Annotated in this window: 22 protein-coding genes, 1 tRNA gene and 1 riboswitch; of the genes, 20 read left to right on the plus strand and 3 right to left on the minus strand. The window is 46.1% G+C overall.

Annotated features, from left to right (window positions below; all coding sequences use genetic code 11):
* The first annotated feature begins 125 nt into the window (after positions 1 to 125).
* The 9 genes from ABDW16_RS22980 (at position 126) to argH (ending at position 10,495) form a co-directional block, all read left to right on the plus strand.
* The gene (locus ABDW16_RS22980) at positions 126 to 1,541 is read left to right on the plus strand and encodes an alpha-L-fucosidase (RefSeq protein ID WP_343673028.1); all 1,416 of its coding nucleotides are present in this window, start codon (positions 126 to 128) and stop codon (positions 1,539 to 1,541) included.
* A gap of 502 nt (positions 1,542 to 2,043) precedes the next feature.
* Positions 2,044 to 2,874 carry a GNAT family N-acetyltransferase gene (locus ABDW16_RS22985; protein ID WP_343673029.1) on the plus strand — a complete coding sequence of 277 codons (831 nt, stop codon included), beginning with the start codon at positions 2,044 to 2,046 and terminating at the stop codon, positions 2,872 to 2,874.
* A gap of 42 nt (positions 2,875 to 2,916) precedes the next feature.
* The gene (locus ABDW16_RS22990) at positions 2,917 to 4,119 is read left to right on the plus strand and encodes an argininosuccinate synthase domain-containing protein (RefSeq protein WP_343673030.1); all 1,203 of its coding nucleotides are present in this window, start codon (positions 2,917 to 2,919) and stop codon (positions 4,117 to 4,119) included.
* 6 nt (positions 4,120 to 4,125) lie between these two features.
* Positions 4,126 to 5,109 (plus strand): N-acetyl-gamma-glutamyl-phosphate reductase, encoded by a 984-nt coding sequence (argC, locus tag ABDW16_RS22995; protein WP_343673031.1) that lies wholly within the window; start codon positions 4,126 to 4,128, stop codon positions 5,107 to 5,109.
* 21 nt (positions 5,110 to 5,130) lie between these two features.
* Positions 5,131 to 6,255 (plus strand): aminotransferase class III-fold pyridoxal phosphate-dependent enzyme, encoded by a 1,125-nt coding sequence (locus ABDW16_RS23000; protein WP_343673032.1) that lies wholly within the window; start codon positions 5,131 to 5,133, stop codon positions 6,253 to 6,255.
* Between the two features lie 38 nt (positions 6,256 to 6,293).
* Positions 6,294 to 7,247: an N-acetylornithine carbamoyltransferase gene (locus ABDW16_RS23005; protein WP_343673033.1), complete on the plus strand. Its 954-nt coding sequence runs from the start codon at positions 6,294 to 6,296 to the stop codon at positions 7,245 to 7,247.
* Between the two features lie 47 nt (positions 7,248 to 7,294).
* Positions 7,295 to 8,083, plus strand: a complete 789-nt coding sequence (argB, locus tag ABDW16_RS23010; RefSeq protein WP_343673034.1) for an acetylglutamate kinase — start codon at positions 7,295 to 7,297, stop codon at positions 8,081 to 8,083.
* A 3-nt stretch (positions 8,084 to 8,086) separates the two neighbouring features.
* Positions 8,087 to 9,157 carry a M20 family metallo-hydrolase gene (locus ABDW16_RS23015; protein ID WP_343673035.1) on the plus strand — a complete coding sequence of 357 codons (1,071 nt, stop codon included), beginning with the start codon at positions 8,087 to 8,089 and terminating at the stop codon, positions 9,155 to 9,157.
* A gap of 6 nt (positions 9,158 to 9,163) precedes the next feature.
* Positions 9,164 to 10,495, plus strand: coding sequence for an argininosuccinate lyase (gene argH / locus ABDW16_RS23020; RefSeq protein WP_343673036.1), 1,332 nt, complete (start codon positions 9,164 to 9,166; stop codon positions 10,493 to 10,495).
* A gap of 52 nt (positions 10,496 to 10,547) precedes the next feature.
* On the opposite strand, the gene ABDW16_RS23025 is transcribed toward argH, so the two are convergent.
* Both ABDW16_RS23025 and ABDW16_RS23030 read right to left on the minus strand, forming a co-directional pair.
* Entirely contained in the window at positions 10,548 to 11,546 is a 999-nt protein-coding gene (locus ABDW16_RS23025; RefSeq protein ID WP_343673037.1) for a hypothetical protein, read from the minus strand.
* 93 nt (positions 11,547 to 11,639) lie between these two features.
* Positions 11,640 to 14,018 carry a TonB-dependent receptor gene (locus ABDW16_RS23030; protein ID WP_343673038.1) on the minus strand — a complete coding sequence of 793 codons (2,379 nt, stop codon included), beginning with the start codon at positions 14,016 to 14,018 and terminating at the stop codon, positions 11,640 to 11,642.
* 93 nt (positions 14,019 to 14,111) lie between these two features.
* Positions 14,112 to 14,204: riboswitch (TPP riboswitch) on the minus strand.
* 193 nt (positions 14,205 to 14,397) lie between these two features.
* Here ABDW16_RS23030 and ssb point away from each other — a divergent pair.
* From ssb to ABDW16_RS23055, 5 genes are all read left to right on the plus strand, one after another.
* The gene (ssb, locus tag ABDW16_RS23035) at positions 14,398 to 14,814 is read left to right on the plus strand and encodes a single-stranded DNA-binding protein (protein WP_343673039.1); all 417 of its coding nucleotides are present in this window, start codon (positions 14,398 to 14,400) and stop codon (positions 14,812 to 14,814) included.
* A gap of 320 nt (positions 14,815 to 15,134) precedes the next feature.
* Positions 15,135 to 15,206: transfer RNA gene (locus tag ABDW16_RS23040), tRNA-Met, on the plus strand.
* A gap of 112 nt (positions 15,207 to 15,318) precedes the next feature.
* Positions 15,319 to 16,185, plus strand: a complete 867-nt coding sequence (era, locus tag ABDW16_RS23045; RefSeq protein ID WP_343673040.1) for a GTPase Era — start codon at positions 15,319 to 15,321, stop codon at positions 16,183 to 16,185.
* 53 nt (positions 16,186 to 16,238) lie between these two features.
* Entirely contained in the window at positions 16,239 to 17,561 is a 1,323-nt protein-coding gene (gene der / locus ABDW16_RS23050; protein ID WP_343673041.1) for a ribosome biogenesis GTPase Der, read from the plus strand.
* A gap of 88 nt (positions 17,562 to 17,649) precedes the next feature.
* On the plus strand, positions 17,650 to 17,856 hold the full coding sequence (locus tag ABDW16_RS23055; protein ID WP_343673042.1) for a hypothetical protein: 207 nt from the start codon (positions 17,650 to 17,652) through the stop codon (positions 17,854 to 17,856).
* A gap of 112 nt (positions 17,857 to 17,968) precedes the next feature.
* On the opposite strand, the gene ABDW16_RS23060 is transcribed toward ABDW16_RS23055, so the two are convergent.
* Complete coding sequence (locus tag ABDW16_RS23060) at positions 17,969 to 19,579, minus strand: S41 family peptidase (RefSeq protein WP_343673044.1); 1,611 nt, start codon at positions 19,577 to 19,579, stop codon at positions 17,969 to 17,971.
* A 156-nt stretch (positions 19,580 to 19,735) separates the two neighbouring features.
* Between ABDW16_RS23060 and ABDW16_RS23065 the strand changes: the two genes are divergently transcribed.
* The 6 genes from ABDW16_RS23065 (at position 19,736) to ABDW16_RS23090 (ending at position 25,729) form a co-directional block, all read left to right on the plus strand.
* Positions 19,736 to 20,581, plus strand: coding sequence for an N-acetylglucosamine kinase (locus ABDW16_RS23065; RefSeq protein ID WP_343673045.1), 846 nt, complete (start codon positions 19,736 to 19,738; stop codon positions 20,579 to 20,581).
* Positions 20,582 to 20,598: 17 nt separating this feature from the next.
* The gene (murQ, locus tag ABDW16_RS23070) at positions 20,599 to 21,414 is read left to right on the plus strand and encodes an N-acetylmuramic acid 6-phosphate etherase (RefSeq protein ID WP_343673047.1); all 816 of its coding nucleotides are present in this window, start codon (positions 20,599 to 20,601) and stop codon (positions 21,412 to 21,414) included.
* 51 nt (positions 21,415 to 21,465) lie between these two features.
* On the plus strand, positions 21,466 to 22,029 hold the full coding sequence (locus tag ABDW16_RS23075; protein WP_343673048.1) for a hypothetical protein: 564 nt from the start codon (positions 21,466 to 21,468) through the stop codon (positions 22,027 to 22,029).
* Positions 22,030 to 22,238: 209 nt separating this feature from the next.
* A complete protein-coding gene (locus tag ABDW16_RS23080) occupies positions 22,239 to 22,922 on the plus strand; it encodes a succinate dehydrogenase cytochrome b subunit (RefSeq protein ID WP_343673049.1) in 684 nt (227 codons plus the stop codon).
* A 15-nt stretch (positions 22,923 to 22,937) separates the two neighbouring features.
* Positions 22,938 to 24,911, plus strand: a complete 1,974-nt coding sequence (locus tag ABDW16_RS23085) for a fumarate reductase/succinate dehydrogenase flavoprotein subunit (protein ID WP_343673051.1) — start codon at positions 22,938 to 22,940, stop codon at positions 24,909 to 24,911.
* A 68-nt stretch (positions 24,912 to 24,979) separates the two neighbouring features.
* Positions 24,980 to 25,729, plus strand: coding sequence for a succinate dehydrogenase/fumarate reductase iron-sulfur subunit (locus tag ABDW16_RS23090; RefSeq protein WP_343673052.1), 750 nt, complete (start codon positions 24,980 to 24,982; stop codon positions 25,727 to 25,729).
* The last annotated feature ends 160 nt before the right edge of the window (positions 25,730 to 25,889 follow it).

The raw sequence follows: 25,889 nt of genomic DNA on the forward strand, positions 1-25,889 counted from the left end.
GCAATTGCAATTTTTTTCAAGAGGGCTAGTTCTACTATTTTAACTTAAACTCCCTTTATTTTCTCTACTAATAGCAGTAATCCTCCTCCCAATGGTATTACATGCGGAGACCATGATATAAACCGATGAAAAGATTATTGATTACAGCCGGGCTGTTAACCTGTCTGGCTGCAACGAATGCGCAGGATATTGCTCCTTACGGCGCCTTGCCAACGAAGGCACAGTTGGAGTGGCAGGACCTCGAAAACTATATGTTTATCGTCTTCGGCCCAAACACCTTCACAGATAAAGAATGGGGCGATGGCACCGAAGATCCGAAGGTCTTCAATCCCACGCAGCTCGATGCCCGCCAATGGGCACGCACTGCAAAAGAAGCCGGTATGAAAGCGATCATCATTGTCGCAAAACACCATGACGGTTTCTGCCTCTTCCCCAGCAAATACAGTAACCATACGGTACGGGAGAGCGCCTGGAAAAATGGCAAAGGCGATGTACTCAGAGAAATTGCTGATGCCTGCAAAGAATATGGCCTCAAATTCGGCGTCTACCTTTCCCCCTGGGATAGGAACAGTCCTGACTATGGCACACCTTATTACAACCAGCTCTTTGCCAATATGCTGAATGAAATTTACGCCGGCTATGGCCCTATATTCGAACAATGGTTCGATGGTGCAAACGGCGAAGGTCCGAATGGCAAAAAGCAGGAATATGACTGGGAATTCTTCTACCAGACTGTATATCATAACCAACCCGGCACGGTGATCTTCAGTGACATTGGCCCCGGCTGCCGCTGGGTAGGCAATGAAAATGGCAGTGCCGGCACTACCAACTGGAGCACCATCAATACAAAAGGTTTTGAACCCGGCGCCAAAGCACCCGCCCCCGCTATTTTAAATAAAGGAGAGGAAGATGGTGCCGCCTGGGTGCCCGCAGAGAGCGATGTATCTATTCGCCCGGGATGGTTCTACAGTCCATCTACCGACAATAGTGTGAAAAGCGTAGACAAACTGATGGAGATCTACTACAGCAGTGTGGGTCGCAACAGTAACCTGCTCCTGAATGTTCCGTCTGACAGAAGAGGGCTGATCCCTGCAAAAGACAGCCTTCGCCTGATGGAGTTCCGTCGTATGCGTGAGCAGGTATTTAAAAAGAACCTGGCACTAAATGCCAAAGTAACTGCCTCCCATTCCAGATCGCAGCTAAAACCCGCCAGTCTGGCGGATGGCAACGCGAGTACTTACTGGGCGAGCCCGGATTCTGTAAAGACACCGGTGATCACCCTGAACTTCGAAAAAGCAGTGACTTTCAACAGGTTACTATTGCAGGAATACATCGCCCTTGGCCAGCGTGTAAAGGCTTTCAGGGTAGAAGTGCTGGACCATGGCCGGTATAAAGAGATCGCAAACGAAACGACAATTGGTCATAAACGCATTCTATTGTTGCCAGACACGAAGACAAAGGGCCTGCGCATCACCATTACCGATGCCAAAGCCTGTCCTGTACTGAGTGAGGTACAACTATTCAAAGCCCCCAAAAGCTGATTTATACCTATACCTACAAGTTTAACACAACCAAAGAAACGGGGAGCCCTATTCAGGGTTCCCTTTTTATAACATATTGTATATCAGTTAAAATATAGATGGAGAAAAAATATTGCCTATAAATCTCTGTTTGGCGCGGCTTTTGTTAATATTCCGCTGGAAATTTAACAGTAAGTCGGAAAATTTTTTGACCACATTGAATAAATAATATTATAACTTTGCGGTTGATTAATTAAAGACAGTTTTTAACAATTTAATGCTGAACTGAAGTTGGAAAACTTTGCGGCCCATAACCTTTCTGCTTATCACCCTTCCCTGATGGAAGGTGAATACTCCATTGGGTTCAATGTCTTTAGATACCTTTCCCGACGACCTCGTATTTGATAGCGCCGCCTAGCCAGCCCGCTATCGCAGCCTTAATGCCTCCTCACAAATTCATTAAGGTATTTTCCCCCATACAGAATGGGTAGTAGATTCAATTTATTTATTGTAACGTTTTCAATTGACAAGATTGGAAAATCCGAATATCATCGTACGGGTAGCCACCGTTGACGATCAGCATTATGGTAAGACCATTACCGACGAGATGGAAGCTTCCGCCAAGGCCAGAGGGACAGGAATAGCAAAGCGTTCTCCAGAATATGTACAGCATAAAATGGAAGAAGGCAAAGCTGTGATTGCAGTGACTGACAAGGGTGAATGGGTAGGCTTTTGCTATATAGAAGCCTGGGGACATGAGAAGTTTGTTGCCAACTCCGGTTTGATAGTAAACCCTGCATTCCGTGGCCATGGTGTGGCAAAAGCCATTAAACATAGAGTATTCGAACTCTCCCGCGAAAAGTATCCTGATGCCAAGATCTTTGGTCTCACAACCGGACTCGCTGTGATGAAGATCAATTCCGAGCTGGGCTATGAGCCTGTGACCTATTCAGAACTGACTGATGATGAAGAGTTCTGGAAAGGATGCCGGAGTTGTGTTAACTTTGATGTGCTGACCAGTAAGAACCGTAAGAACTGCCTGTGTACTGCTATGCTCTACGATCCGGTAGAGAAAGCAAAAGAAGCCGCAGAAAAAGAGGAAGCCGCAAAGCGTGCAGCTGCAACGCAACATTATAATGTAGTGACACAGCCACAGGTGATGGTCGCTGCAAACGGTACTATACAGCAGCCACAGCGGAAGCGGAAGTTCTCTAACAACTTCAAACTGTTCGAACGCTGGCTGCGTTTCAAAAGATACGTACTGCTCAAGAGCGGTAAAGAAAAAGAAGGCGGAAGCGGTGGCGGCGCTGCAGCAGCGAGCAAAAAAAGATTCTTCCTGTTTAACTTTTTATAGATAGACAATATTATTATCAACAATCATTATCACTATAAGTAAATGAAAAAAGTAGTACTGGGATTTAGCGGAGGACTCGATACTTCCTATTGCGTTAAATATCTGACAGAAGAAAAAGGATATGAAGTGCATTCTGTAATCGTGAATACCGGCGGTTTTTCTGACGAAGAACTGGTGGAAATTGAAAAGCGCGCTTACAATTTAGGTGTGAAGAGCCATAAGACGGTAAATGCAGTACGCTCTTATTATGATAGTGTGATCAAATACCTCATCTTCGGGAATGTACTGAAGAACAACACTTACCCCCTGAGCGTAAGTGCTGAGCGTATGAGCCAGGCACTCGCTATCGGCGAATATGTAAAAGAAGTAGGTGCCGATGCTGTAGCACATGGTAGTACCGGTGCCGGTAACGACCAGGTGCGTTTTGATATGATCTTCCATATCATGATCCCAGGTGTTGAAATCATCACCCCGATCCGTGATATGAAACTGAGCCGTGAAGAAGAAATTTCTTACCTGAAATCCAAAGGTGTGGAAATGAACTTTGAAAAGGCTGCATACTCCATCAACAAAGGGATGTGGGGTACATCTGTAGGTGGTAAAGAGACCCTGACTTCCAACGGCTTCCTGCCTGAAGAAGCATGGCCTACACAGCTCACCAAACAAGGTACTGAGCAGGTGAAACTGAAATTCGTGAAAGGTGAACTGACCGGTGTAAACGACAAGACTTTTGCACACCCTTCCGAAGCTATCCAATACTTGCAAACCATAGCAGGCCCATTTGCCATTGGCCGCGATATACATGTAGGTGATACCATCATCGGTATCAAAGGCCGCGTAGGCTTCGAAGCTGCTGCGCCTGTGATCATTCTCAAAGCACACCATGCACTGGAAAAGCACGTGCTCACAAAATGGCAGCTGAGCTGGAAAGACCAGCTGGCTTCATTCTACGGCAACTGGTTGCATGAAGGTCAGATCATGGACCCTGTAATGCGCGACATAGAAGCGTTCTTACAGCATAGCCAGGAAAACGTGACCGGCGATGTATTTGTAACATTACAGCCTTACCGCTACCAGGTAACCGGTATCGAATCTGTTTACGATCTGATGAGCAGCAAGTTCGGTAAGTACGGCGAGATGAATAATGGCTGGAGCGGCGAAGATGTAAGAGGCTTCAGCAAGATCTTCGGTAACCAGACTATGATCTGGCATCAGGTAACTGAGAGCGCCAAAGGCGGCAAATAATTAACAATGGCAACTGAGAAAAAAATAAATGCAGGGATCGTAGGCGGCGCAGGCTATGGTGGCGGTGAAATGATCCGTCTTTTACTGAATCATCCTAACGTAAATATATCATTCGTACACAGTCGCAGTAATGCCGGCAATCCTTTATATGCCGTGCATGCTGACCTGCTGGGTGAAACTGAGCTCACCTTTACCGGGGCACTCAGCCATGATGTAGATGTTATTTTCCTCTGCCTGGGACATGGCGAAGCAAAGAAGTTTTTAGAAGAAAATGACACCCCTGCACACATCAATATCATTGACCTGAGCCAGGATTTCAGACTCGGTGAAACTGTGAAGGGCCGTGAATTCGTATACGGCCTCGTGGAGCTGAACAAAGAAAAAATTGCCGGCGCAAAGAACATTGCCAACCCGGGCTGCTTTGCCACTGCTATACAACTCGGCCTGCTGCCACTGGCAAAGGCGGGTAAACTGCAGGAAGTACATACCACCGGTATCACTGGTTCTACCGGTGCCGGACAAAGCCTGCAGGCAACTTCCCATTTTACATGGAGAGCCAACAACGTAAGTACGTACAAAGTGCTGACCCATCAGCACCTGAAGGAAATACGACGAAGCTTACAGCTGTTGCAACCTTCTTTTGGAGGTGAGATCAATTTTGTGCCTGTAAGAGGTGACTTCCCAAGAGGAATCTGGATCACTTCGTACCTGAACAGCGATCTGACACTCGAAGAAGCACAGCAGCTGTACAAAGACTATTATGCAGATGCACCGTTCACACACGTGAGTGATAAACAGATTGACCTGAAACAGGTGGTAAACACCAATAAGGTCCTGATCCAGCTGGAGAAAGTGGGCAATAAACTCGTGATCCACTCTATCGAAGACAACCTGGTGAAAGGCGCCTCCGGACAGGCCATTCAGAATATGAACATCATGTATGGACTGGATGAAACTGCAGGACTGAAGCTGAAATCAATCGTATTTTAAATCTTAAGATCCTTCTGAAAAATGAATTTATTCGACGTATATCCCATCAATAATATTACCATTGAACGCGCCTTAGGTTCCAACGTTTGGGACGATCAGGGCAACAAGTACCTTGACATGTATGGTGGTCACGCCGTGATCTCTATCGGTCATACGCATCCGCATTATGTAAAGCGGGTTACTGAACAACTGAATAAAGTAGGTTTCTATTCCAACTCTGTAAAGATCCCTATTCAGCAGCAACTGGCGGAGAAGCTGGGTAAACTGAGCGGTAAGCCAGACTACCAGCTGTTCCTCGTGAACTCTGGTGCCGAAGCAAATGAGAATGCACTGAAACTGGCGTCTTTCTACAATGGTAAAAAGAAAGTAATAGCTTTCAAAAACAGTTTCCACGGCAGAACCAGCCTGGCTGTAGCAGTGACTGACAATCCTAAGATTGTAGCCCCTGTAAACCAGACAGACAATGTGATCTTCATGCCATGGGAAGATGAAGCCGCGCTGGAAGCAGCTTTCAAAGCCAACGAAATCTCTTCTGTGATTATCGAAGGTATCCAGGGCGTAGGTGGTATTAAAGTAGCCAGCGCTTCTTTCCTGCAAAAGATCAGAAGCCTGTGCGATCAGTATAATGCTGTATTTATTGCAGACAGTGTACAGTGTGGTTACGGCAGAAGCGGTAAATTCTTCTCCCACGATCATGCAGGTGTAAATGCAGACATTTACACCATGGCAAAAGGAATGGGGAATGGTTTCCCCATCGGTGGTATCATCATCGCTCCTCATATCAAACCAGCTTACGGTATGCTGGGTACTACCTTTGGTGGTAACCACCTGGCTTGTGCAGCAGCACTGGCCGTACTGGAAACAATGGAGAATGAGCAACTGATTGCCAATGCAGAGAAAGTAGGTAACTATCTGATCAGCGAGCTGAAAAAGTTCCCTCAGATCACCGAGGTAAGAGGCAGAGGGCTTATGATTGGTATTGAGCTGCCTGAGTCACTGAACCATGTGAAAAAAGATCTGTTATTTAAGCATAAGATCTTTACAGGCGAAGCGAAGCCGAATGTGATCAGGTTGCTGCCTTCACTGGCACTGACCATGGAACAAGCCAGCGAGTTCCTGACTGCTTTCAGCAAAGAACTGAACTAACTTTTATACTATCATCATTACAGCGCCATACAGAAAAAATGAAACAATTTATTTCAGTAGATGATGTGCCAAGTGTCCCACGTTTAGTGGAGACAGCTTTGGACTACAAAAAACAGCCTTTTAAAGATAAGCAACTGGGGGAGAACAAGACCCTGGGTATGATCTTCTTAAACCCAAGTCTGCGAACACGATTAAGTACGCAGGTAGCGGCTAAGAACCTTGGGATGGAAGCGGTTGTGTTCAACATCGATAAGGAAGGCTGGCAACTGGAAATGAATGATGGTGCGATTATGAATGGCAGCACCTCAGAACACGTGAAAGAGGCGGCAGCAGTGATGGGCCAATACTTTGACATTATGGCGATCCGTACTTTCCCTGGTCTGAAAGACAAGGAAGCGGATTATACAGAGAAGTATATTAACCAGTTTATCAAATACGCAGGTGTACCTGTCGTGAGCCTGGAGAGTGCTACCCTGCACCCGCTGCAGAGTCTTACCGATGTAATTACCATTGCAGAGCGCTGGCAGCAGCCACGTAAGCCAAAGGTAGTGATGACGTGGGCACCACATGTGAAAGCGTTGCCACAGGCAGTACCCAATTCATTTGCACAATGGATGAATGCATGGGGTGAAGTTGATTTTGTAATCACACATCCTGAAGGGTATGAACTGGATCCTAAATTCAGTGGCAGTGCGCAGATCGAATACAACCAGGATAAGGCGCTGGAAGGTGCTGACTTTGTATATGTGAAGAACTGGTCTTCTTACAAAGACTATGGTAAGATCACCTGTTCAGATCCCAGCTGGATGGTAGACAACAAAAAGCTGATTGGTACCAACAATGCGAAGATCATGCACTGTTTGCCGGTAAGACGAAATGTGGTGATTGCAGATGAGGTACTGGATGGTCCGAATTCGATCGTCATACCAGAAGCCGGCAACCGGGTATGGGCTGCGCAGGCTGTGTTAAGCGAGATTTTGAAGAATAAATAATACGAAGGCATCCCCGCAAGGGATGCCTCCCAATTTTTACATAAAATATGATCGATCTCTTTGTCATTAAAGTCGGCGGTAACGTTATCGACAACCCTGCTTTGCTGGATACTTTTCTGCAAAAGTTCTCTAAAATTCAGGGCAAGAAAATTCTGATACACGGTGGTGGAAAGATAGCCACAAGAATAGGTGACAAGCTGGGTATCGAGTCGAAATATGTAGATGGCCGCCGTATTACAGATGCGGATACTATTGACGTAGTGACCATGGTATATGGTGGTTTGGTCAACAAACAACTGGTAGCAAAATTGCAGGCCAACGGTTGCAATGCCATCGGTATGACAGGTGCAGACGCTAATATTATCCCTGCTGTAAAAAGACCTGTGAAAGAGATCGACTACGGATTTGTAGGAGACATCAATAACGACCAGGTACAGGCTGCACCGCTGAAAGCATTGCTGGAAGCTGGCCTGACACCGGTATTCGCCTCCCTGACCCACGACGGCAAGGGTCAGATTCTCAATACCAATGCAGATACCATCGCCAGTGCGCTGGCCATTGCCCTATCGAAAGTATATAACGTAAGACTGATTTATTGTTTCGAAAAGAAAGGAGTACTTCACGACGCGCAGGACGATAATGCAGTCATTAACCTGATCGACCGTCAGATCTATAACGAGCTACTGGCAGACGGCGTGCTGACAGACGGCATCCTGCCTAAACTGAACAACGCATTTGCTGCGATTGAGAGCGGGGTAAATGAAGTGCTGATAGGCCATGCAGACGATGTGCTGAGCAATACCTCTGACACAGTAGCCGGCACCTTAATACGCTAACCTATGTGGAACCAACAACTGTATGAAGACGCTGTTGAACTGTTAAAATCATTGATTGCAACGCCTTCCCTAAGCAGGGAAGAGCAGGATACTGCTAAGCTGATTGGCGAATTTCTGACAGCGAGGAATATTCCTTTCAACCAGCATCTGAACAACATCTGGGCGCAAAATAAATACTTCGATCCTGCTAAACCGGTGATCGTATTCAATTCTCATCACGATACTGTAAAGCCGAACCCGCAATATACACGCAACCCATTCTCACCTGATATTGAGGATGGCAAACTGTATGGATTGGGTAGTAATGATGCAGGCGGTTGCCTGGTGAGCCTGATTGCTACGTTCCTGCATTTCTACGAGCGCAGGGATTTAAAATACAACATCATTCTCACCGCTACAGCCGAGGAGGAAATCAGCGGTCACAATGGTATTGAGAGTATTCTCGACCAGTTGCCGGCCATTGAATTTGCCATTGTTGGTGAACCTACACAAACACAGCTTGCCATTGCCGAAAAGGGCCTGATGGTACTGGATTGCACGGTGTATGGCAAAGCGGGGCATGCGGCGAGAAATGAGGGTGAAAATGCCCTTTACAAGGCACTCCCGGATATTGAATGGTTCCGTACCTACCAGTATCCAAAAGTGTCTGAAACACTGGGTCCTGTGAAGATGAGTGTGACGGTGATCAATACATCGAACAAAGCACATAATGTGGTGCCGGCAGATGTATCGTTTGTAGTAGATGTAAGGGTCACAGAACAGTATACGCTGGAAGAAGTATTGGAAATTATACAGTCCAGTGTAAAATGTGAAGTCAAACCACGTTCTATCCGGATGCGGCCTTCAGGTATTCCGCTGGATCATCCGTTTGTACAGGCTGGTGTGCGGTTGGGAAAGACCTGTTATGGTTCACCTACCACTTCTGATCAGGCATTAATTCCGGCTACATCGATCAAGATGGGGCCTGGTGATTCTGCCAGGTCGCATACCGCGGATGAATTCATTTATGTGGATGAAGTGCGGCAGGGGATAGACAGTTATATATCATTGTTGGAAGAGATTATTAAAAACTAATTTGAAATGAAAATCTGGCAAAAAGACAAAGCAGCCCTTGCTGAAGTAGATAAATTCACGGTAGGTAAAGATCGTGAAATGGATGCTTTTCTCGCGCCTTTCGATGTGCTCGGGTCACTGGCGCATACGACAATGCTGCAGACGATTGGCCTGCTTACGGCAGAAGAATTGGCTGTGCTGCAAAAAGAATTAAAACAGATCTATAAAGAGATACAGGAAGGCAACTTTGTACTGGAAGATGGGGTAGAAGATATCCACTCCCAGGTAGAATTGCTGCTAACCCGCAGATTGGGTGAGGTAGGTAAAAAGATCCATAGCGGACGGTCCAGGAATGACCAGGTTTTAGTAGACCTGAAATTGTTTCTGCGGGCTGAGTTGCAGGCATTGGTACAGGAAGTAAAAGGCCTGTTCGACCTGTTGCAGCAAAAGAGTGAGGAATACAAGGATCGCCTGATGCCGGGGTATACACACCTGCAGATAGCGATGCCTTCTTCATTTGGCCTCTGGTTTGGGGCGTATGCAGAAAGCCTGGTAGATGACCTGACCATGCTGCAGGGGGCTTACAAAGTGGTGAACAAAAACCCATTGGGTTCTGCTGCGGGATATGGTTCTTCCTTTCCGCTGAACCGTACACTCACTACACAGTTGTTAGGTTTTGACGATCTGAACTACAATGTGGTGTATGCACAAATGGGACGTGGTAAGACGGAAAAGATCGTATCCTTTGCACTGGCAGGTATTGCAGCTTCGCTGGCTAAGATGGCGATGGATGCGACGCTGTTTATGAACCAGAACTTTGGCTTTATCAGTTTCCCTGATGAGCTGACTACTGGTAGTAGTATCATGCCGCACAAAAAGAACCCGGATGTGTGGGAACTGATCCGTTCTCATTGCAATAAATTACAGGCGTTGCCAAATGAGATTGCGATGATGATCACCAATTTACCGGTTGGCTATCACCGTGATTTACAGTTGCTGAAAGAGAATTTATTCCCTGCATTTGGGGTATTGAAAGATTGTATCCGGATGACGGGTTTGATGCTGTCTAACATTCGCATAAAGGAGAATATCCTGGATGATGCGAAGTACCAGTACCTGTTTAGTGTGGAGGTAGTGAATAAGCTGGTGCTGGAAGGTGTGCCTTTCAGGGAGGCTTACAAGCAGGTAGGGTTGGATATAGAGAAGGGAAATTTTGCACCTGAAAAAGCAGTGCAGCATACCCATGAGGGAAGTATAGGGAACCCGGGTACGGCAGAAATAAATAAAATGATGGAAGATGTGTTGAAAGGTTTTAACTTTGTAAAAGTGGATGCAGCGATTGCGGCATTGACTAAGTAGACTTACTAACCGATTTTATATCAGGGGGTGGAAATTTCCACCCCCTTTTTATTTATCTCATAATACTTTTTATCTCCTCTACCAGTCTGTCAATCTTCTTTGTATTCTGCACCTGACGGATCATGATACTCTTCGTATTCTTCGCCCCGGGCTCATGGAATATCATATGTACCTCTGTACCTGAATACGCGCCATTCGTGGTTTTTCGGATCATATGAAAGTTCTGGAAATACTCGAATGGCATTTTCAGATTTCCAAATCTGGCCGGGCTGGATTTTTCAACCATCCTGTTCTTTGTGTCAAATATGATCTTCATGAACATCCCATTCAAAAAGATCGCTGCAAAAAGGAACGGTCCGGCTATCATCGCAATACGAACAGCATCCCCTTTATACAGGCTAAAAGCATACGGTGTACATTCATGAATACCGAGTGCCAGGCAGGCGATGAAGAAGATAACAAAAGTGATATTGCGTTGTTTATAAGTGTAGATACCATTGCTCTCAGTAAAGTACTGGTATGCTGTAATGATCTCCTTCTGCTCTGGCAGTGGACTATTCATATCCAGGTACCTGTGGATCAGGGGAATCACCTCATTGGTAAATGCCACGCAATTCGGATGCGTTTCCTTGCTATAATAACTGGAAATCGCCACTCCTTTACCAAATTTATCATCCCTTGGATAAATTCTGAAGTTAAAACCTCCGGTGGCCTGCCGCATCACATTCACACCATGTAGCTGATCGAATGATTTGGTCACCACAGGCACAAATCCCAGCCAGCGTTTCGTCATCTTAAAATTGTTATTGTCAAAAACAACGTGGGTATACCCACTTGCGAAAAACAACACCAATGAGAAAAGGAGCAATGGGATCAGGAAAGGGGTGGCTGTACCAAAGCTGTGGGGTTCCAATACAGCAATAGCGATAAAAAATCCAATAAAGATAAGGGCCAGGATTACGCTTAAGACAAAGTACCATCCATAGGGGTAAATGGTGATCCTGTCACTTTCGATAGACCATCTTGTTTTGATCAGTTTTTTAATTGACATATAAAATTGAAATTTTGGGCTCGGGGCGAAGATATAAAAAAAGGGCCTGTATCTTATGTTTGATACAAGCCCTTTTTATCCGGGGTTTTATTGTCAGAACCCGATATTAACCCCGGCAAAGAAGTTCGTGCCGGCCATTGGGTAGTACCCGTTAGAAGAGTATAACTGTCCGCCCTGCCTGTACATATAAGTATAACCATTAGGGCTATACATAGCGTTCCAGATATTATTCAGCATGAACTGTAAGCCCAGTTCCTTGAAGAGGTGCTGCGGTACGATATAATTGATACGCAGATCGTTGGTATAATAGCCATCCAGGCTCCGTTCTTTCGCCCCTGTATTATCCAGGTACTGACGGCTTACATACTTACCTATCAAAGCGATTTCAAGGTTTTTGACAGGTTTTGCAGTCAGGGTATACCCACCTACAAATGCGGGGGAGAACGCAATGTTGCTGCTGCCGGATACAAGGGTATCCTGACCGCCTGTATCGTAGTTGTCGATATAGCTTACAAAGTCTTTCACTTTATTCTGACTGAGGGCAGCATTTAAACCAACACTGAAATATCTGCCCAGTCGCTGTGTAGCCTGTAATTCAATACCGGTACGGTAGCTTTTAGGTATGTTAGTGCGGGTATAAGCGCCTACGTCATTCAGTTTGCCGGTTTGTACCAGCTGGTTTTTGTAGTTCATATAATAAACGTTCGCCTGCAATACCAGGTCATGTTTACGCAGGGTATAACCTGCTTCTATATCCCGCAGGGTTTCAGCTTTGGGGGTTTGCAGTTTGGCTGCTTCAAAGTCGTCGCGGTTAGGTTCTTTATTACCAATAGCGAAGGAAGCGTATACATCCTGCTGTTCATTGAGTGAATAAGTGATACCTGCTTTTGGATTGAAGAAGTGGTATTTGTTATGCTGAATGAGTGCAGGATTATCTTCAAAGCCATCGATATTGTATTTCACATCGCGGTATTGCAGATCTGCAAATACGCGGAGGGCACTGGTCACTTTGTATTCGCCTTTCCAGTAGATGTTGGCATCCCGCTTCATGGCATCCAGGTCATAGTATTTATAATCGTTGCCGATGGCGTATTGTGCCCAGATGATTTGCCCGTTATGATTGCCTTCGTAACGGTTCCAGCCACCGCCTACACTCCAGCTGAATTTACTGCCCTGGTAGTTGACAGAGAAGATGCTGCCATAGAAATCATTGTCCAGCCAGAGTTGACGAATGAGGTCTGTGCTGGTCACTTCTGCACCATTGATAACAGGGTTGGCGAGGCCGTAGGAGCTGTAAGCCTGGGCTTCTCTGTACTGCTCGTAATAGCCTTTACCTTTGGTATAGTGAGCGGCCACGGTGAAGTTCAGTTTATCGCTGAGGGCCTGATTGAGGAACAACTGGTAGTTGTCCATCTGGTAGTTGTCCGTTTCGTTTTTGTAATAAGAGCCATCGGAGCGCTGACCGGCAGAGTTGTAGGTACGGTGAGTAGCCAGGGAGTCTTGTGGTACGCCGTTCCATGCCTGGTACGTCTTTTCGGTGCCGGAGAAAACATTGAGGCGGATAGCGGTATTTTTAGAGATATATGCGGCAGAAGTATAGAAAGACTTAAGGTTAGAGCTGGCGCGGTCAATGTAGCCATCGGAGGTTACTCTTGACAGGCGGGCATCTACGGTGAAGTGATCGTTAATGAGGCCGGTACCGGCTTTGACGGTATTCTTCCAGGAATTGAAGGAGCCGAAGCTGTTGTATATTTCGCCGTAAGCCTTTTCCCTGTAATCGTTGGTGCTGATGTTGAGAGAGGCTCCGAAAGCGCCGGCGCCATTGGTGGAGGTACCTACACCGCGTTGCAGCTGGATGCTGCTTACACTGGAGGCGAGGTCCGGAATATCTACAAAGTAAGTGCCCTGTGATTCCGCATCATTGACAGGAATACCGTTGGTAGTAACGTTGATACGGGTAATGTCTGTACCTCTTACACGCATGCTGGTATAGCCGATGCCAGTGCCGGCGTCGGAGTTGGTTACTACACCTGGCAGCTGGTTGAGCAGAATCGGGAGATCTTGTCCCAGGTTCTGCTTTTTGATCTCTTCGGCAGTAATGGTAGACTGTGTAAAGGGAGCATGCTGGCCAACGCGGAGGCTGGTGATTTCAACAGGCTGTACGAAAAGACCGGTTTCTTCCAGTTGCAGGTCGGCGTTGGTGCGGGCGCCGTTTGTATGCACAGAAGTGGTGAGGGGCTGGAAGCCCAGGTAAGTGGCTTTGATAGTGAAGGTGCCCTGCGAGGGGAGTAAAATACGGTATACCCCGTTTGCATTGGAATGGGCGCCGGTATTGTCGGCAGAAAGAATGGTGACAGACACGCCTTCGAGGGGCCGGCCGGTTTTCCTGTCAGTGACAACACCGGTGAGCACGGTTTGTGCATGTACTGAAACTGCGCTGAAAAACAGGCATAGCAGCAAAAATTGTCTCATGGACTCAAACATTTTAAAAAGCTACGGTATGAGGGTAGCATTAAGTTATCTGCTACGCATGTGCGTGCAGTTTTCCGTATGTGGGTAAGGAAAAACTGGTTCACTTACCTTTCCTAATCAGCATTACCTGATCAGGTTCAACGGGTCTGATCTCAGCCTGATAGTAAGGCACCCCGAGGTGAAGCCGGTTGGTGGTTGTTAAAAAATGTACGGTGGTACATACCGGATTCCGACACAAAGGTATAGCGTGACGGGATAAAAACGAGAAAAATTTTTTAAATGGAAGAAAATTGTTAAATTAGAATTGCATATATATTATCCCCCCTGGAAAGATTTCACACGTTTTATTTTTTAATGTTAACCATCAATTTGTAATTGCATGATCAGACTTTCGGTCATTGGCCATCTGGGGCATGATGCTTTGAAAAAAGTCATCAACGGGAAATCTGTGCTGTCATTTAGTGTAGCACAAAACGAACAGTATAAAAACTTAATGGGCGTGGTACAGGAGCGTACTACATGGATTAATTGTTCTGTCTGGGAGCGGGATAACCTGGCGCCTTATTTAAAAAAGGGGACGCTGGTGTACGTGGAAGGCCGGCCTGTGTTCAAAGGGTATGCGGGTAAGCAGGGCGAGGCGCTGGCGGGGGTGAATATGAGAGTGGCGGAACTGGCGTTGTTGCCGGGGGCCAGGGGGGTATTGGGAACGGGAAGTGCAGGCGTAGAGGAGGAGAAACCTGAAGTAGCGGACGATGAGGAGTTAGATGATGAGGTAAGAAATGATTTGCCATTTTAATGAATTTCCTTTTTAAAAAGGGATATTTTTCGTCTATAAGGTCTGTTCTTTATCCCTGGAGTGATGTCGGCAGTTCATTGATATTTTCATTTTCATGAATCTTAAAGACTCACTTTTGCCGCAGGCAGGAGTGAGTTTTTTGATTCATAAAAGTGATTGTGAAAAAATATTTAAATTTTTTCGGTCAAAAGTGCTGCTTTGAAATCCATGCTGGTATTGTATTTTATTGTTTCGTTCTATTGTTGTGTTTGAGAGGGCGCGCCATTTCTTTTAAAAAAGATTTGGCAGCGATGAATCTTTGTCTATCTTTGCACTCTCATTGCGAGGTAGAGCAGAGGTAGCTCGTCGGGCTCATAACCCGAAGGTCAGAGGTTCGAATCCCCTCCTCGCTACGAACGAAGTCCCGACCAGGTCGGGATTTTTTTATAGCATTCAGAAAGAGCCGAGCCATTCGGCTTTTTTTATTTCAGGAAGTTTAGGAAATTAGAATAGAATCTTTCATACATGCATAAAGCAGGGTTTGTAAATATCTTTGGTAAGGCAAATGCAGGGAAAAGCACCCTGATGAATGCACTCATTGGCGAAAAACTTGCCATTGTATCGCCGAAGGTACAAACGACCAGACACCGCATTACCGGTATCGTCACTACCGATGAGTACCAGATCGTATTCTCCGATACCCCGGGTATTATAGACCCCCGCTACCGGTTACACGAAAAAATGATGGGTGCAGTGAAGTCTGCCCTGGAAGATGCAGACGTCGCTATGCTGATGATGGATGCCCGGGATAATGTGAGTGAAAACCTCGCGCTCTTCGATTCCCTGAAACTGAAAGCAAAATGTCTGCTTGTGATCAACAAGATAGACGTGATGGAAAAGGAAAAACTGGAAGCAGTGGTGAAGGAATGTGAAGCATGGGGCAAAGCACCGGTGATCACCATCTCTGCCTTGCAGAACAAGGGTGTGGATACCCTGCTAAAACAGATTGTGAGCCTGCTTCCTGAAAGTGATCCTTTTTATCCTGAAGATACTTTAACGGATAAATCAACCCGCTTCTTTGTAGCTGAAATAATCAGGGAGAAAATCTTCCATCTCTATGAGGAAGAAATTCCTTATCACACAGCAGTAGTAGTGACGCAGTACCAGGAAAAAACAACGCTGGTGAAAATATCGGCAGAGATCATTGTGACAAGAGATACGCAAAAGGGAATTATCCTGGGCGATAAGGGCAGTGGCATCCGCAAACTGGGTACCATGGCTCGTGAAGAGATAGAAAAGTTTATCGGGCAGAAAGTGTTTCTCGAGTTGTTTGTAAAAGTGAGAGGGAAGTGGAGGGATAATGATCTTTACCTGAAGGAATACGGTTATTAAGTGTTTGATCAGGGAATATTCTCTGGCATTAAGTATAGTAATTTTTAAATATTATGGCTGGATTTACAGTAGCAATTGTCGGTCGTCCTAACGTGGGTAAGTCTACCCTGTTCAACCGTTTGCTGGAACAGCGCAAAGCCATTGTGGATGACGTGAGTGGCGTAACCAGGGACAGGCAGTATGGTGTGGCCGACTGGAATGGCAAATCTTTTAACGTAATTGATACCGGTGGTTTTGTACACGGTAGTGATGATGTATTTGAGCGTGAAATCCGTAAGCAGGTGATCATTGCCATGGAAGAAGCAAACGTGCTCCTCTTCATGTGCGACGCTGCCACCGGCATTACCGATCTCGATGATAATATGGCGGAACTGTTGCGCCGCTCTTCCAAACCGGTTTTTCTTGTTGTCAACAAAGTTGATAACAACAACCGCATGCTGGAAGCGACCGAGTTTTACAGCCTGGGTTTTGAAAGGGTATTCTTCATCTCTTCTATGAGCGGTAGTGGTAGCGGTGAGCTACTCGATGCAGTAGTAGAACTGATGCCTGCCGAAGAAGAAACACCTGCAGGTGCCGAAGCGGCAGAACTGCCTAAGATTGCCATTATCGGTCAGCCGAATGTGGGTAAATCTTCCCTGCTGAATGCACTGATTGGTGAGGAGCGTAATATCGTTTCTGATATCCCGGGTACTACCAGGGATACCATTCACACGCACTACAAGATGTTCCAGAAAGACTTCATACTGATCGATACAGCGGGTTTGCGTCGTAAGACGAAAGTACAGGAAGACCTGGAATTCTATTCCGTGATCCGGGCCATCAAGGCGATGGATGAAGCAGATGTGTGCCTGTTGCTGCTGGATGCGACCAAAGGTATCACCGCCCAGGACCTGAGCATCTTTAGCCTGGCTGCCCGTAAGGGGAAAGCGCTGGTGATCCTGGTGAATAAATGGGACCTGATTGAAGATAAAAAGACCAATACTGCACGTGATTACGAAAAGCAGCTGAAAGAAAGACTGGCGCCATTCAACGATGTGCCTATCATCTTTACTTCGGTAGCAGAGAAGCAGCGTATTTTCAAAGCCATCGAAGAAGCGTTGCGTGTATATGAAAACCGTCAGCGTAAAGTACAGACATCCAAGCTGAATGAGGTGATGCTGAAGGCGATAGAGTCATTCCATCCACCGGTAGTAAGGGGTATACCTATTAAAATTAAATATGTGACCCAGTTACCTACCTATACACCTGCTTTTGCATTTTTCTGCAACCTGCCGGACGATGTGAAGCAACCGTACCGTAACTACCTTGAAAATCAGCTCCGTACACACTTTGATTTCCAGGGGGTACCGATAAAATTGTTCTTCCGCAAGAAATAAACAAGCATTTTTTAATAAATTAAGGGAGAAAGTGTTTTATAATTAAAAATAACTATATACCTTTGCCCATCTTTAAAATTATCAAAGCATGAAAAAATTATTCTTTTTAGCAGCTGCTGCTGGTCTGTTCTTCGTAGCTTGTAACGGTGGTTCTTCTACTGCTACTGATTCTACCGCTACTGCTCCAGCTGTTGATTCAGTTGCTGCTACTCCAGCTCCAGCTGCAGATTCAGCTGCTGCTCCAGTTGCTGATTCAGCTGCTGCTCCAGTTGCTGATACTGCTGCTGCTAAGTAAGACTAACGTTTTACAAGAATTTTGCCTTCCTGCATGCAGGAAGGCTTTTTTGTTTTCAGGATATTCTTATATAAAAAAACGCTGGTGTTGTTGGCACCAGCGTTTTCTATGATTAGTCGTTTTTCTCTTTATTCAGCACATCTATTGCTTTCTTCATCATCTCGTCATGCTCATTCAGCGCTTCCCAGTATCCTTCATAACTCCATATCTGTCTCGCCAATATTGCTTTCAACCTGTTTTGTATTTCAATTTCATCATGCGGTTTCAATCCACTCACCCCTTTTATACTATCCCGTTCTGCATAGCTCCTGAAAGCACTCATAAGGCTGGCCGGTACCTGGTATTGGTTCACAAACTGTGATGCATCTTTATATTGTTTGAACTCATCTTTGTGATCGATGTAATAATGGTATACAAAATTACTGAAGGCACTACGGGAATACATACTGGATATCACCGGTGAGAAACGGCTGGTATCAAATGGTATGAAGATATCAGGTGTGATACCGCCACCGCCATATACCACTCTTCCATTTGCTGTCTTATATTTCACAGTATCCAGTACTTTGATACTATCCTGGTTTACAAACTCACCATGATTGAAGCGGTTCAGGATATCTTCATCGTATGCTTCGCGGCCATTGGCGTAAGACTTCTGGATACTTCTGCCTGAAGGTGTGTAGTAGCGTGCTACCGTGAGGCGCAGTGCGCCACCGTTGCTCAGGTCGAATTGTTCCTGCACCAGTCCTTTCCCAAAGGTACGACGGCCAATGATGGTACCGCGATCCCAGTCCTGCACGGCACCTGCCAGTATTTCGCTGGCACTGGCAGAACCTTCGTCTGTGAGGATGGCCAGGGCACCGTGCTCAAACAAACCTGGTTTCTCACATTTATAGTCTGTACGGGGATAGCTCTTACCTTTGGTATAGAGGATCAGTTTATTATCATCCAGCAGTTCGTCTGCAATGCGGGTAGCCGCATCCAGGTAACCACCCGGGTTCTGACGGAGGTCGATTACCAGCTTCTTGAGGTGTTGCTTTTCCAGTTTGCGCATAGCGGCCATGAACTCATCGAAGGTATTGCCGCTGAACTTACTGATCTTAATATACCCGATCTCAGGAGTGACCATATAGCTGGCATCCACGCTGTACAATGGAATGAGGCCCCGGGTAATCTGGATAGGATGCAGTTCGTGGTTACGCAGCATGGTGACCATTACTTTGGAACCTTTGGGACCACGCAGCAGCTGGCGGATTTTGTCGCTGGTAATATTATTACCGGCTACCAGGCTGTCGTTCACTTTTATGATCTTATCGCCGGTCTGTACGCCAGCAGTTTCTGAAGGGCCGCCGGCGATGACGGAGATAACATTGACGGTATCAGCAGTAATGTTGAACTCCACACCAATACCCTGGAAGTTACCGTCCAGATCTTCATTCACTTCTTCCAGGCTGGAAGGGGGAATGTAGATGGAGTGGGGGTCGAGGTGGGTGAGGAGGCCCTCGATAGCTTCCTGCTGCAGATCGCCCAGTTGAAGGGTATCTACATATTTTACTTTGAGAAGGTCCATGACTTCCTGTAAAGGTCCCCTGTCTACCTGGCTAAAGAGGAGCGTTTGCGCCCCGGTGTTAGACCCCGGCATTTTATGGCCCAGATACATTCCCAACGCCAGTACAACGGCTAAAAGTAGCGGTAAAAAAACATTCAATTTCCTGTTCGACATAACTTCGTTATTAAGATTGCGGCAATGTCCGCTGCGCTGTGGCCATTTTTAGGTAATTTTTACAGCAGTATAATCCTGTTTTGTTTAACTTGTGGGGCAAAAATAGTATAATAACAAATAATCATCACCTAAACCTCAAACCTTAACGGGCGTGTCATGAAAATAAAGCTAATCGCAGATAGCGGGTCCACCAAGGCGGATTGGTGTTTAACAGGGGGCAATGAAACCGGACATTTTGCTACACAGGGCATCAGCCCTTATTTCTTAAACGCCCAGCAAATCAAGGAAATCCTGGAAAGGGAGCTGTTGCCACAGCTGCCGGCTGATGTTGAGATTGCAGAAATCTTTTATTATGGAACCGGTTGTTTACAGCCAAAGAGTGTACAGATAGTACGGAGTGCCCTGCAATCAGTATGGCCGGCTGCAGCTATTACCGTGAATCATGATCTGATGGGTGCTGCGAGGGCATTGTGTGGCCGGAACCCGGGTATTGCCAGTATTTTGGGTACAGGATCCAATTCCTGTTTTTACGATGGCACAAGCATTGTAAAGAATAATCCGGGACTGGGCTATGTACTGGGCGATGAAGGCAGTGGCGCCGTGCTGGGTAAAAAGTTGCTGCAGATGTGCCTCTACAATTCATTTGATGAGGACCTGAAGAGCCGCTTTGACTACATGTACAATACCACGAACGACGAGATACTGGAAAATGTGTATCGTAAGCCGTTGCCTAACCGTTATCTGGCTGGTTTTGCACGTTTTCTGGGAGAGAACAGGGGGCATTATATTATTGAGAACATCCTTGAGGATGGGCTAAACGAGTTTTTTTTCAATCACATCTATAAATACAGCGAGAGCTGGACACATCCGCTGCACTTCACTGGTAGCATAGCCTGGAACTTCAGGGATATTCTGCAGGAATTGTGCGAGCTGTATGAGCTGCAGCTGGGAAGGATATTACGGAGCCCGATGGAAGGGTTGCTGGAGTATCATCAAATTTAAAATTTATCAATCGAAAAATGTCTTTTCAGAGAACCACTGAACAACCTTCACACTATAGACATCTGGAGAAGATGAGTGTGCAGGAGATCCTGAGTAATATAAACCAAGAGGATAAAACTGTACCCCAGGCTGTAGAAAAAGCACTTCCCCAGATAGAGAAACTGGTGGCGGTAATTGCCGATAAAATGCTGGCAGGAGGCCGGTTATTTTATTTAGGTGCCGGTACCAGCGGAAGATTGGGGATTGTGGATGCAAGTGAGTGTCCACCTACTTTTGGAGTGCCATTTGGATTGGTGATCGGGTTGATTGCGGGGGGAGATGCGGCAATACGCAAGGCAGTGGAGTTTGCAGAGGACGACAGGGAGCAGGGATGGAAGGACCTCAAAGCATATGATATTACAGCAAAGGATGTGGTAGTGGGGATAGCGGCGAGTGGAACCACGCCTTATGTAATAGGGGCATTGAATCAATGCCGGGCAGAAGGGATTGTGACAGGGAGTATTTGTTGTAATGCCGGTGCACCCTTATCAGCGGCGGCAGATTACCCCATTGAGGTGGTGGTAGGTCCGGAATTTGTGACGGGTAGTACACGCATGAAGAGTGGAACAGCGCAGAAGCTGGTGTTGAATATGATTTCGACAGCGGTGATGATACAGCTGGGACGCGTGGAGGATAATAAAATGGTGAATATGCAGCTCACGAACGATAAGCTGGTAGACAGGGGCGTGAGAATGCTGATGGGGCAGTTGAACCTCACCGATTATGAACAGGCGAAAGAATTGTTACTGAAGGCGGGGAGTGTGAAAAAAGCGATGGAGGAGTACAATCGATAAATTGCAGTTTTTTCGCGAAATTTGTGAAAACACTCATTTCAGAAAATAACCATGCACGATATAGAACCATTTTACAACTGGCGCCATTTATATGCTGCTGAGGAGGATGAAAGCTCGCCTTTCTACGGAAGGGAATACAGTGAATTCACCTTTTCGAACACAGTATATAATTATTATGTTCACCCCCAGTGGGATGAATTTGGTTCCAGGAACCTGTATATGAAAGTCCTGTATGCTGATTATCAATTCAATTACGTCATCATAGAGCTATTGGGTGAGTGGAATGATGCTATTGAAAACGATATTATGACCCTGAAGAGGGATATTATTGATGTAATGATCGCTACAGGGATCAGAAAATTTCTGCTGATAACTGAAAACGTAATGAACTTTCACTCCTCAGACGATTGTTATTATGAGGAGTGGTGGGATGATATTAAGGATGACGGTGGGTGGATTGTAGCCCTGAACATGCCGGAACAAACCCGTCAGGAGTTCGAGAAGGCGCACCTGGACAACTATGTTCACCTGCTGGATGTCGAGAAATGGCGGCCTTATCAGCCCCAGCACATTTACAACGAAATCGATAACCTGATGATGCGCAGGTTGGAATAGCAGTCGTATCGGGTAATTCAAAAATTCCACGTGGCCTTCTGCCGGGTGAAGGAATGTATGTACCTACCTCATTGGATATGAGCACCAATGAGGTTTTCGTCCACGCGAAATATGAGAAATATCATTTGGTTTTTATTTTTCCCGGTTTAACTTTGCGCGATATATTCGAATATTTATCATATCATCTTTTAAGGAAGCTAATTTTACTTATGAAGTGGTCACAGTTTTTTAATACCTCTATCGGTAAAAAATTATTAGTGGGTGCTACCGGCCTGTTCCTTTGCAGTTTTGTTATTGTGCACCTTGTAGGTAATCTCCAGCTGCTGCTCAATGATAACGGGGAAGCCTTTAACACTTATGCGGATTTCATGGCCCACAACGAACTGATCCAGCTTGTGGCATGGGGTTTAAAAGTCGCGGTCATTATCCACTTCTGGGTTGCATTACAACTTACTTTCAGCAACAAAAAAGCCCGTCCGGTTAAGTATGCAGTAAACCCTGGTAATCAGACTTCTTCCTGGTTCAGCCGTCAGATGGCGATCATGGGAAGTATTCTGCTTGTATTCCTGCTGATTCACCTGAAAGATTTCTGGTGGGCAATGCACTATGGTGATTTGCCTAAAGGAAACTTTGGTGGTAAGGAAGTAACTGACCTGTACAGCACTGTGTACTCAGCGTTTACCACTCAGCTCTGGCTGGTAGTGCTGTATGTAGTGGGTATGATAGGTTTGTCTTTCCACCTGATCCATGGCTTTAAGAGTGCTTTCCAGACTTTTGGTCTGAACCATGTAAAGTACAATGGCCTGATCAACTTTTTAGGTGTATGGGTATGGGGAATCCTGATTCCTATTGGTTTTGCTCTTATTCCCGTGATTATCTATTTAAAACATTAAGTAAAGTAAGGATATATGTTGAACTCAAAAATTCCTGCCGGACCATTAGAACAAAAATGGGAAGAGTATAAGGGGCATTGTAAGCTGGTAAACCCGGCTAACAAGCGCAACATGGAAGTGATCATTGTGGGTACCGGTCTCGCAGGGGCATCAGCTGCTGCGTCATTGGGCGAGTTAGGATATAAAGTAAAAGCTTTTTGTTTCCAGGATAGCGCCCGCCGTGCACATAGTATTGCTGCACAGGGTGGTATCAACGCTGCAAAAAATTACCAGAACGACGGTGACTCTGTTTACCGTTTGTTTTACGATACTGTAAAAGGTGGCGACTACCGTGCCCGCGAAGCGAATGTGCATCGTCTGGCAGAGGTGAGTGGCAATATTATAGACCAGTGCGTGGCACAGGGTGTTCCCTTTGCACGTGAGTATGGTGGTATGCTGAGCAACCGTTCATTCGGTGGTACCCAGGTACAGCGTACTTTCTACGCAGCAGGTCAAACCGGCCAGCAGCTGCTGTTAGGTGCTTATTCTGCACTGCAGCGCCAGGTGGCTTTGGGCAACGTAACCATGTATGCCCGCCACGAAATGCTGGAGATCGTTACGATCGATGGCAAAGCACGCGGTATCATTGCCCGTGACCTTGTTACCGGTAAGCTGGAGCGTCACTTTGGCCACGCTGTACTGCTGTGTACCGGTGGTTATGGTAACGTGTTCTACCTGTCTACCAACGCAATGGGTTCTAACGTAACCGCTGCATGGAAGGCAACAAAGAAAGGTGCTTTCTTCGGTAACCCTTGCTACACACAGATTCACCCGACCTGTATCCCTGTTTCCGGTGATCATCAGTCCAAACTGACGCTGATGTCTGAATCACTGCGTAACGATGGTCGTATCTGGGTGCCTAAAAAACAAAACGACAACCGTAAACCTGGTGATATTCCTGAAGACGAAAGGGATTATTACCTGGAAAGAAGATATCCTGCATTTGGTAACCTGGTGCCTCGTGACGTGGCTTCCCGCGCTGCCAAAGAAAGATGTGATGCCGGTTATGGTGTAGGTAGCTCCAAACAGGCCGTATACCTCGATTATGCTTCTGCTATTGAGCGTTATGGTAAGATTGAAGCCAACAAAAGGCAGATGCACAATGCAGCACCTGACCTGATTACCAAACTGGGTAAAGAAGTAGTAGCTGAGAAGTATGGTAACCTGTTCGATATGTACGCCAAGATCACCGGTGAGAATCCTTATGAGGTGCCAATGCGTATCTACCCTGCAGTACACTATACCATGGGTGGTCTGTGGGTTGACTATGAACTGATGACGACTGTAACTGGTCTATATGCACTGGGTGAAGCTAACTTCTCTGACCACGGTGCAAACCGCCTGGGTGCTTCTGCACTGATGCAGGGGCTGGCTGATGGTTACTTTGTAATTCCTTATACACTGGGTAACTACCTGGCTGATGATATCCGCACCAAAGCGATCCCTACTACGCATCCTGCTTTTGAAGAAGCTGAGAAGCATGTGCAGGATACCCTCAACAAACTGATGGGTATCAAGGGTACAAAATCCGTTGACTACTTCCACAAGAAACTGGGTAAGATCATGTGGGATAAATGTGGTATGGCGCGCAACGAAAAGGGCCTGACTGAAGCAATCGAAGAAATCATTGCTTTGCAGAAAGAGTTCTGGAGCGACGTTCGGATCCCTGGTGAGCAAAATGAGTTCAACCCTGAACTGGAAAAAGCTGGCCGTGTGGCTGACTTCCTGGAGCTGGGTGAACTGATGTGCCGCGATGCACTGAATCGCAGAGAATCCTGTGGCGGTCACTTCCGCGAAGAATCTCAGGAAGATGGCGGTGAAGCAAAACGTGATGACGCCAATTTCTCTTACGTATCTGCATGGGAATACAAAGGTCCTAACCAATACGAGCTGCACAAAGAGGAGCTGGTATTCGAGGTTTGTAAACCTACTCAGCGTAACTATAAATAAGGTCTTGTCTGGCTACGGCCAGATTATTTACAACAATAATAGTCCAACCAGATATGGAACATTATAACATGAATCTCACACTTAAAGTGTGGAGGCAGAAAAATACAGACGCGAAGGGTAATTTTGAAACTTACCAGGTAAGTGATATTTCTTCTGAAATGTCATTCCTGGAAATGTTCGATGTGCTGAACGAACGTCTCATCAACGAAGGAAAAGAGCCTATCGCTTTCGATCACGATTGTCGTGAAGGTATCTGCGGTATGTGTTCCATGCATATCAATGGCCGTGCACACGGTCCATGGCAGGGTACTACCACCTGTCAGCTGCACATGCGCGCTTTCAAAGATGGTGATACCATCACTGTAGAGCCATGGAGAGCAGGTGCTTTCCCTGTGATAAAAGATCTGACCGTACACCGTGCTGCTTTTGACCGTATCATTGAAGCAGGTGGTTTCGTGTCTGTAAATACTGGTAACGCACAGGATGCGAACAACATTCCTGTTCCTAAGGATGATGCAGATGCTGCATTTGCTGCGGCTGCATGTATCGGTTGTGGGGCTTGTGTAGCGGCTTGTAAAAACTCTTCTGCGATGCTGTTCGTAGCAGCTAAGGTGTCTCAGCTGGCATTGCTGCCACAGGGTCAGCCAGAGAAGAAGAGCCGTGTACTGAACATGCTTGCACAGATGGATAAAGAAGGTTTCGGTAGCTGTACAAACACAGGTGCATGTGAAGCTGAATGTCCAAAAGAAATCTCACTGACTAACATTGCCCGTCTGAACAGGGAGTTTATCGGTGCTGGTTTTACTTACCAGAAGTAATATCGTCGTAATTGAAATATGAAGGTTGTACCGTGTCTTCCGGTACATCTTTTTTTTGCCCTGGCCCCGTTCCTCCATTTTTCCTTCGTTTTTTGCAGTCATAATTTGTAATTTCCTGTAATACCCAAAAAATTTCCGTTATGACTCAATCCCGAAGAAA

The sequence above is a fragment of the Chitinophaga sp. genome (genome assembly GCF_039596135.1).
Lineage (GTDB): Bacteria > Bacteroidota > Bacteroidia > Chitinophagales > Chitinophagaceae > Chitinophaga.

Coding starts and splice junctions, on each gene's coding strand:
- ABDW16_RS22980 (WP_343673028.1), top strand. CDS start 126: ATGAAAAGATTATTGATTACAGCCGGGCTGTTAACCTGTCTGGCTGCA.
- ABDW16_RS22990 (WP_343673030.1), top strand. CDS start 2,917: ATGAAAAAAGTAGTACTGGGATTTAGCGGAGGACTCGATACTTCCTAT.
- argC (WP_343673031.1), top strand. CDS start 4,126: ATGGCAACTGAGAAAAAAATAAATGCAGGGATCGTAGGCGGCGCAGGC.
- ABDW16_RS23000 (WP_343673032.1), top strand. CDS start 5,131: ATGAATTTATTCGACGTATATCCCATCAATAATATTACCATTGAACGC.
- ABDW16_RS23005 (WP_343673033.1), top strand. CDS start 6,294: ATGAAACAATTTATTTCAGTAGATGATGTGCCAAGTGTCCCACGTTTA.
- argB (WP_343673034.1), top strand. CDS start 7,295: ATGATCGATCTCTTTGTCATTAAAGTCGGCGGTAACGTTATCGACAAC.
- ABDW16_RS23015 (WP_343673035.1), top strand. CDS start 8,087: ATGTGGAACCAACAACTGTATGAAGACGCTGTTGAACTGTTAAAATCA.
- argH (WP_343673036.1), top strand. CDS start 9,164: ATGAAAATCTGGCAAAAAGACAAAGCAGCCCTTGCTGAAGTAGATAAA.
- ABDW16_RS23025 (WP_343673037.1), bottom strand. CDS start 11,546: ATGTCAATTAAAAAACTGATCAAAACAAGATGGTCTATCGAAAGTGAC.
- ABDW16_RS23030 (WP_343673038.1), bottom strand. CDS start 14,018: ATGAGACAATTTTTGCTGCTATGCCTGTTTTTCAGCGCAGTTTCAGTA.
- ssb (WP_343673039.1), top strand. CDS start 14,398: ATGATCAGACTTTCGGTCATTGGCCATCTGGGGCATGATGCTTTGAAA.
- era (WP_343673040.1), top strand. CDS start 15,319: ATGCATAAAGCAGGGTTTGTAAATATCTTTGGTAAGGCAAATGCAGGG.
- der (WP_343673041.1), top strand. CDS start 16,239: ATGGCTGGATTTACAGTAGCAATTGTCGGTCGTCCTAACGTGGGTAAG.
- ABDW16_RS23055 (WP_343673042.1), top strand. CDS start 17,650: ATGAAAAAATTATTCTTTTTAGCAGCTGCTGCTGGTCTGTTCTTCGTA.
- ABDW16_RS23060 (WP_343673044.1), bottom strand. CDS start 19,579: ATGTCGAACAGGAAATTGAATGTTTTTTTACCGCTACTTTTAGCCGTT.
- ABDW16_RS23065 (WP_343673045.1), top strand. CDS start 19,736: ATGAAAATAAAGCTAATCGCAGATAGCGGGTCCACCAAGGCGGATTGG.
- murQ (WP_343673047.1), top strand. CDS start 20,599: ATGTCTTTTCAGAGAACCACTGAACAACCTTCACACTATAGACATCTG.
- ABDW16_RS23075 (WP_343673048.1), top strand. CDS start 21,466: ATGCACGATATAGAACCATTTTACAACTGGCGCCATTTATATGCTGCT.
- ABDW16_RS23080 (WP_343673049.1), top strand. CDS start 22,239: ATGAAGTGGTCACAGTTTTTTAATACCTCTATCGGTAAAAAATTATTA.
- ABDW16_RS23085 (WP_343673051.1), top strand. CDS start 22,938: ATGTTGAACTCAAAAATTCCTGCCGGACCATTAGAACAAAAATGGGAA.
- ABDW16_RS23090 (WP_343673052.1), top strand. CDS start 24,980: ATGAATCTCACACTTAAAGTGTGGAGGCAGAAAAATACAGACGCGAAG.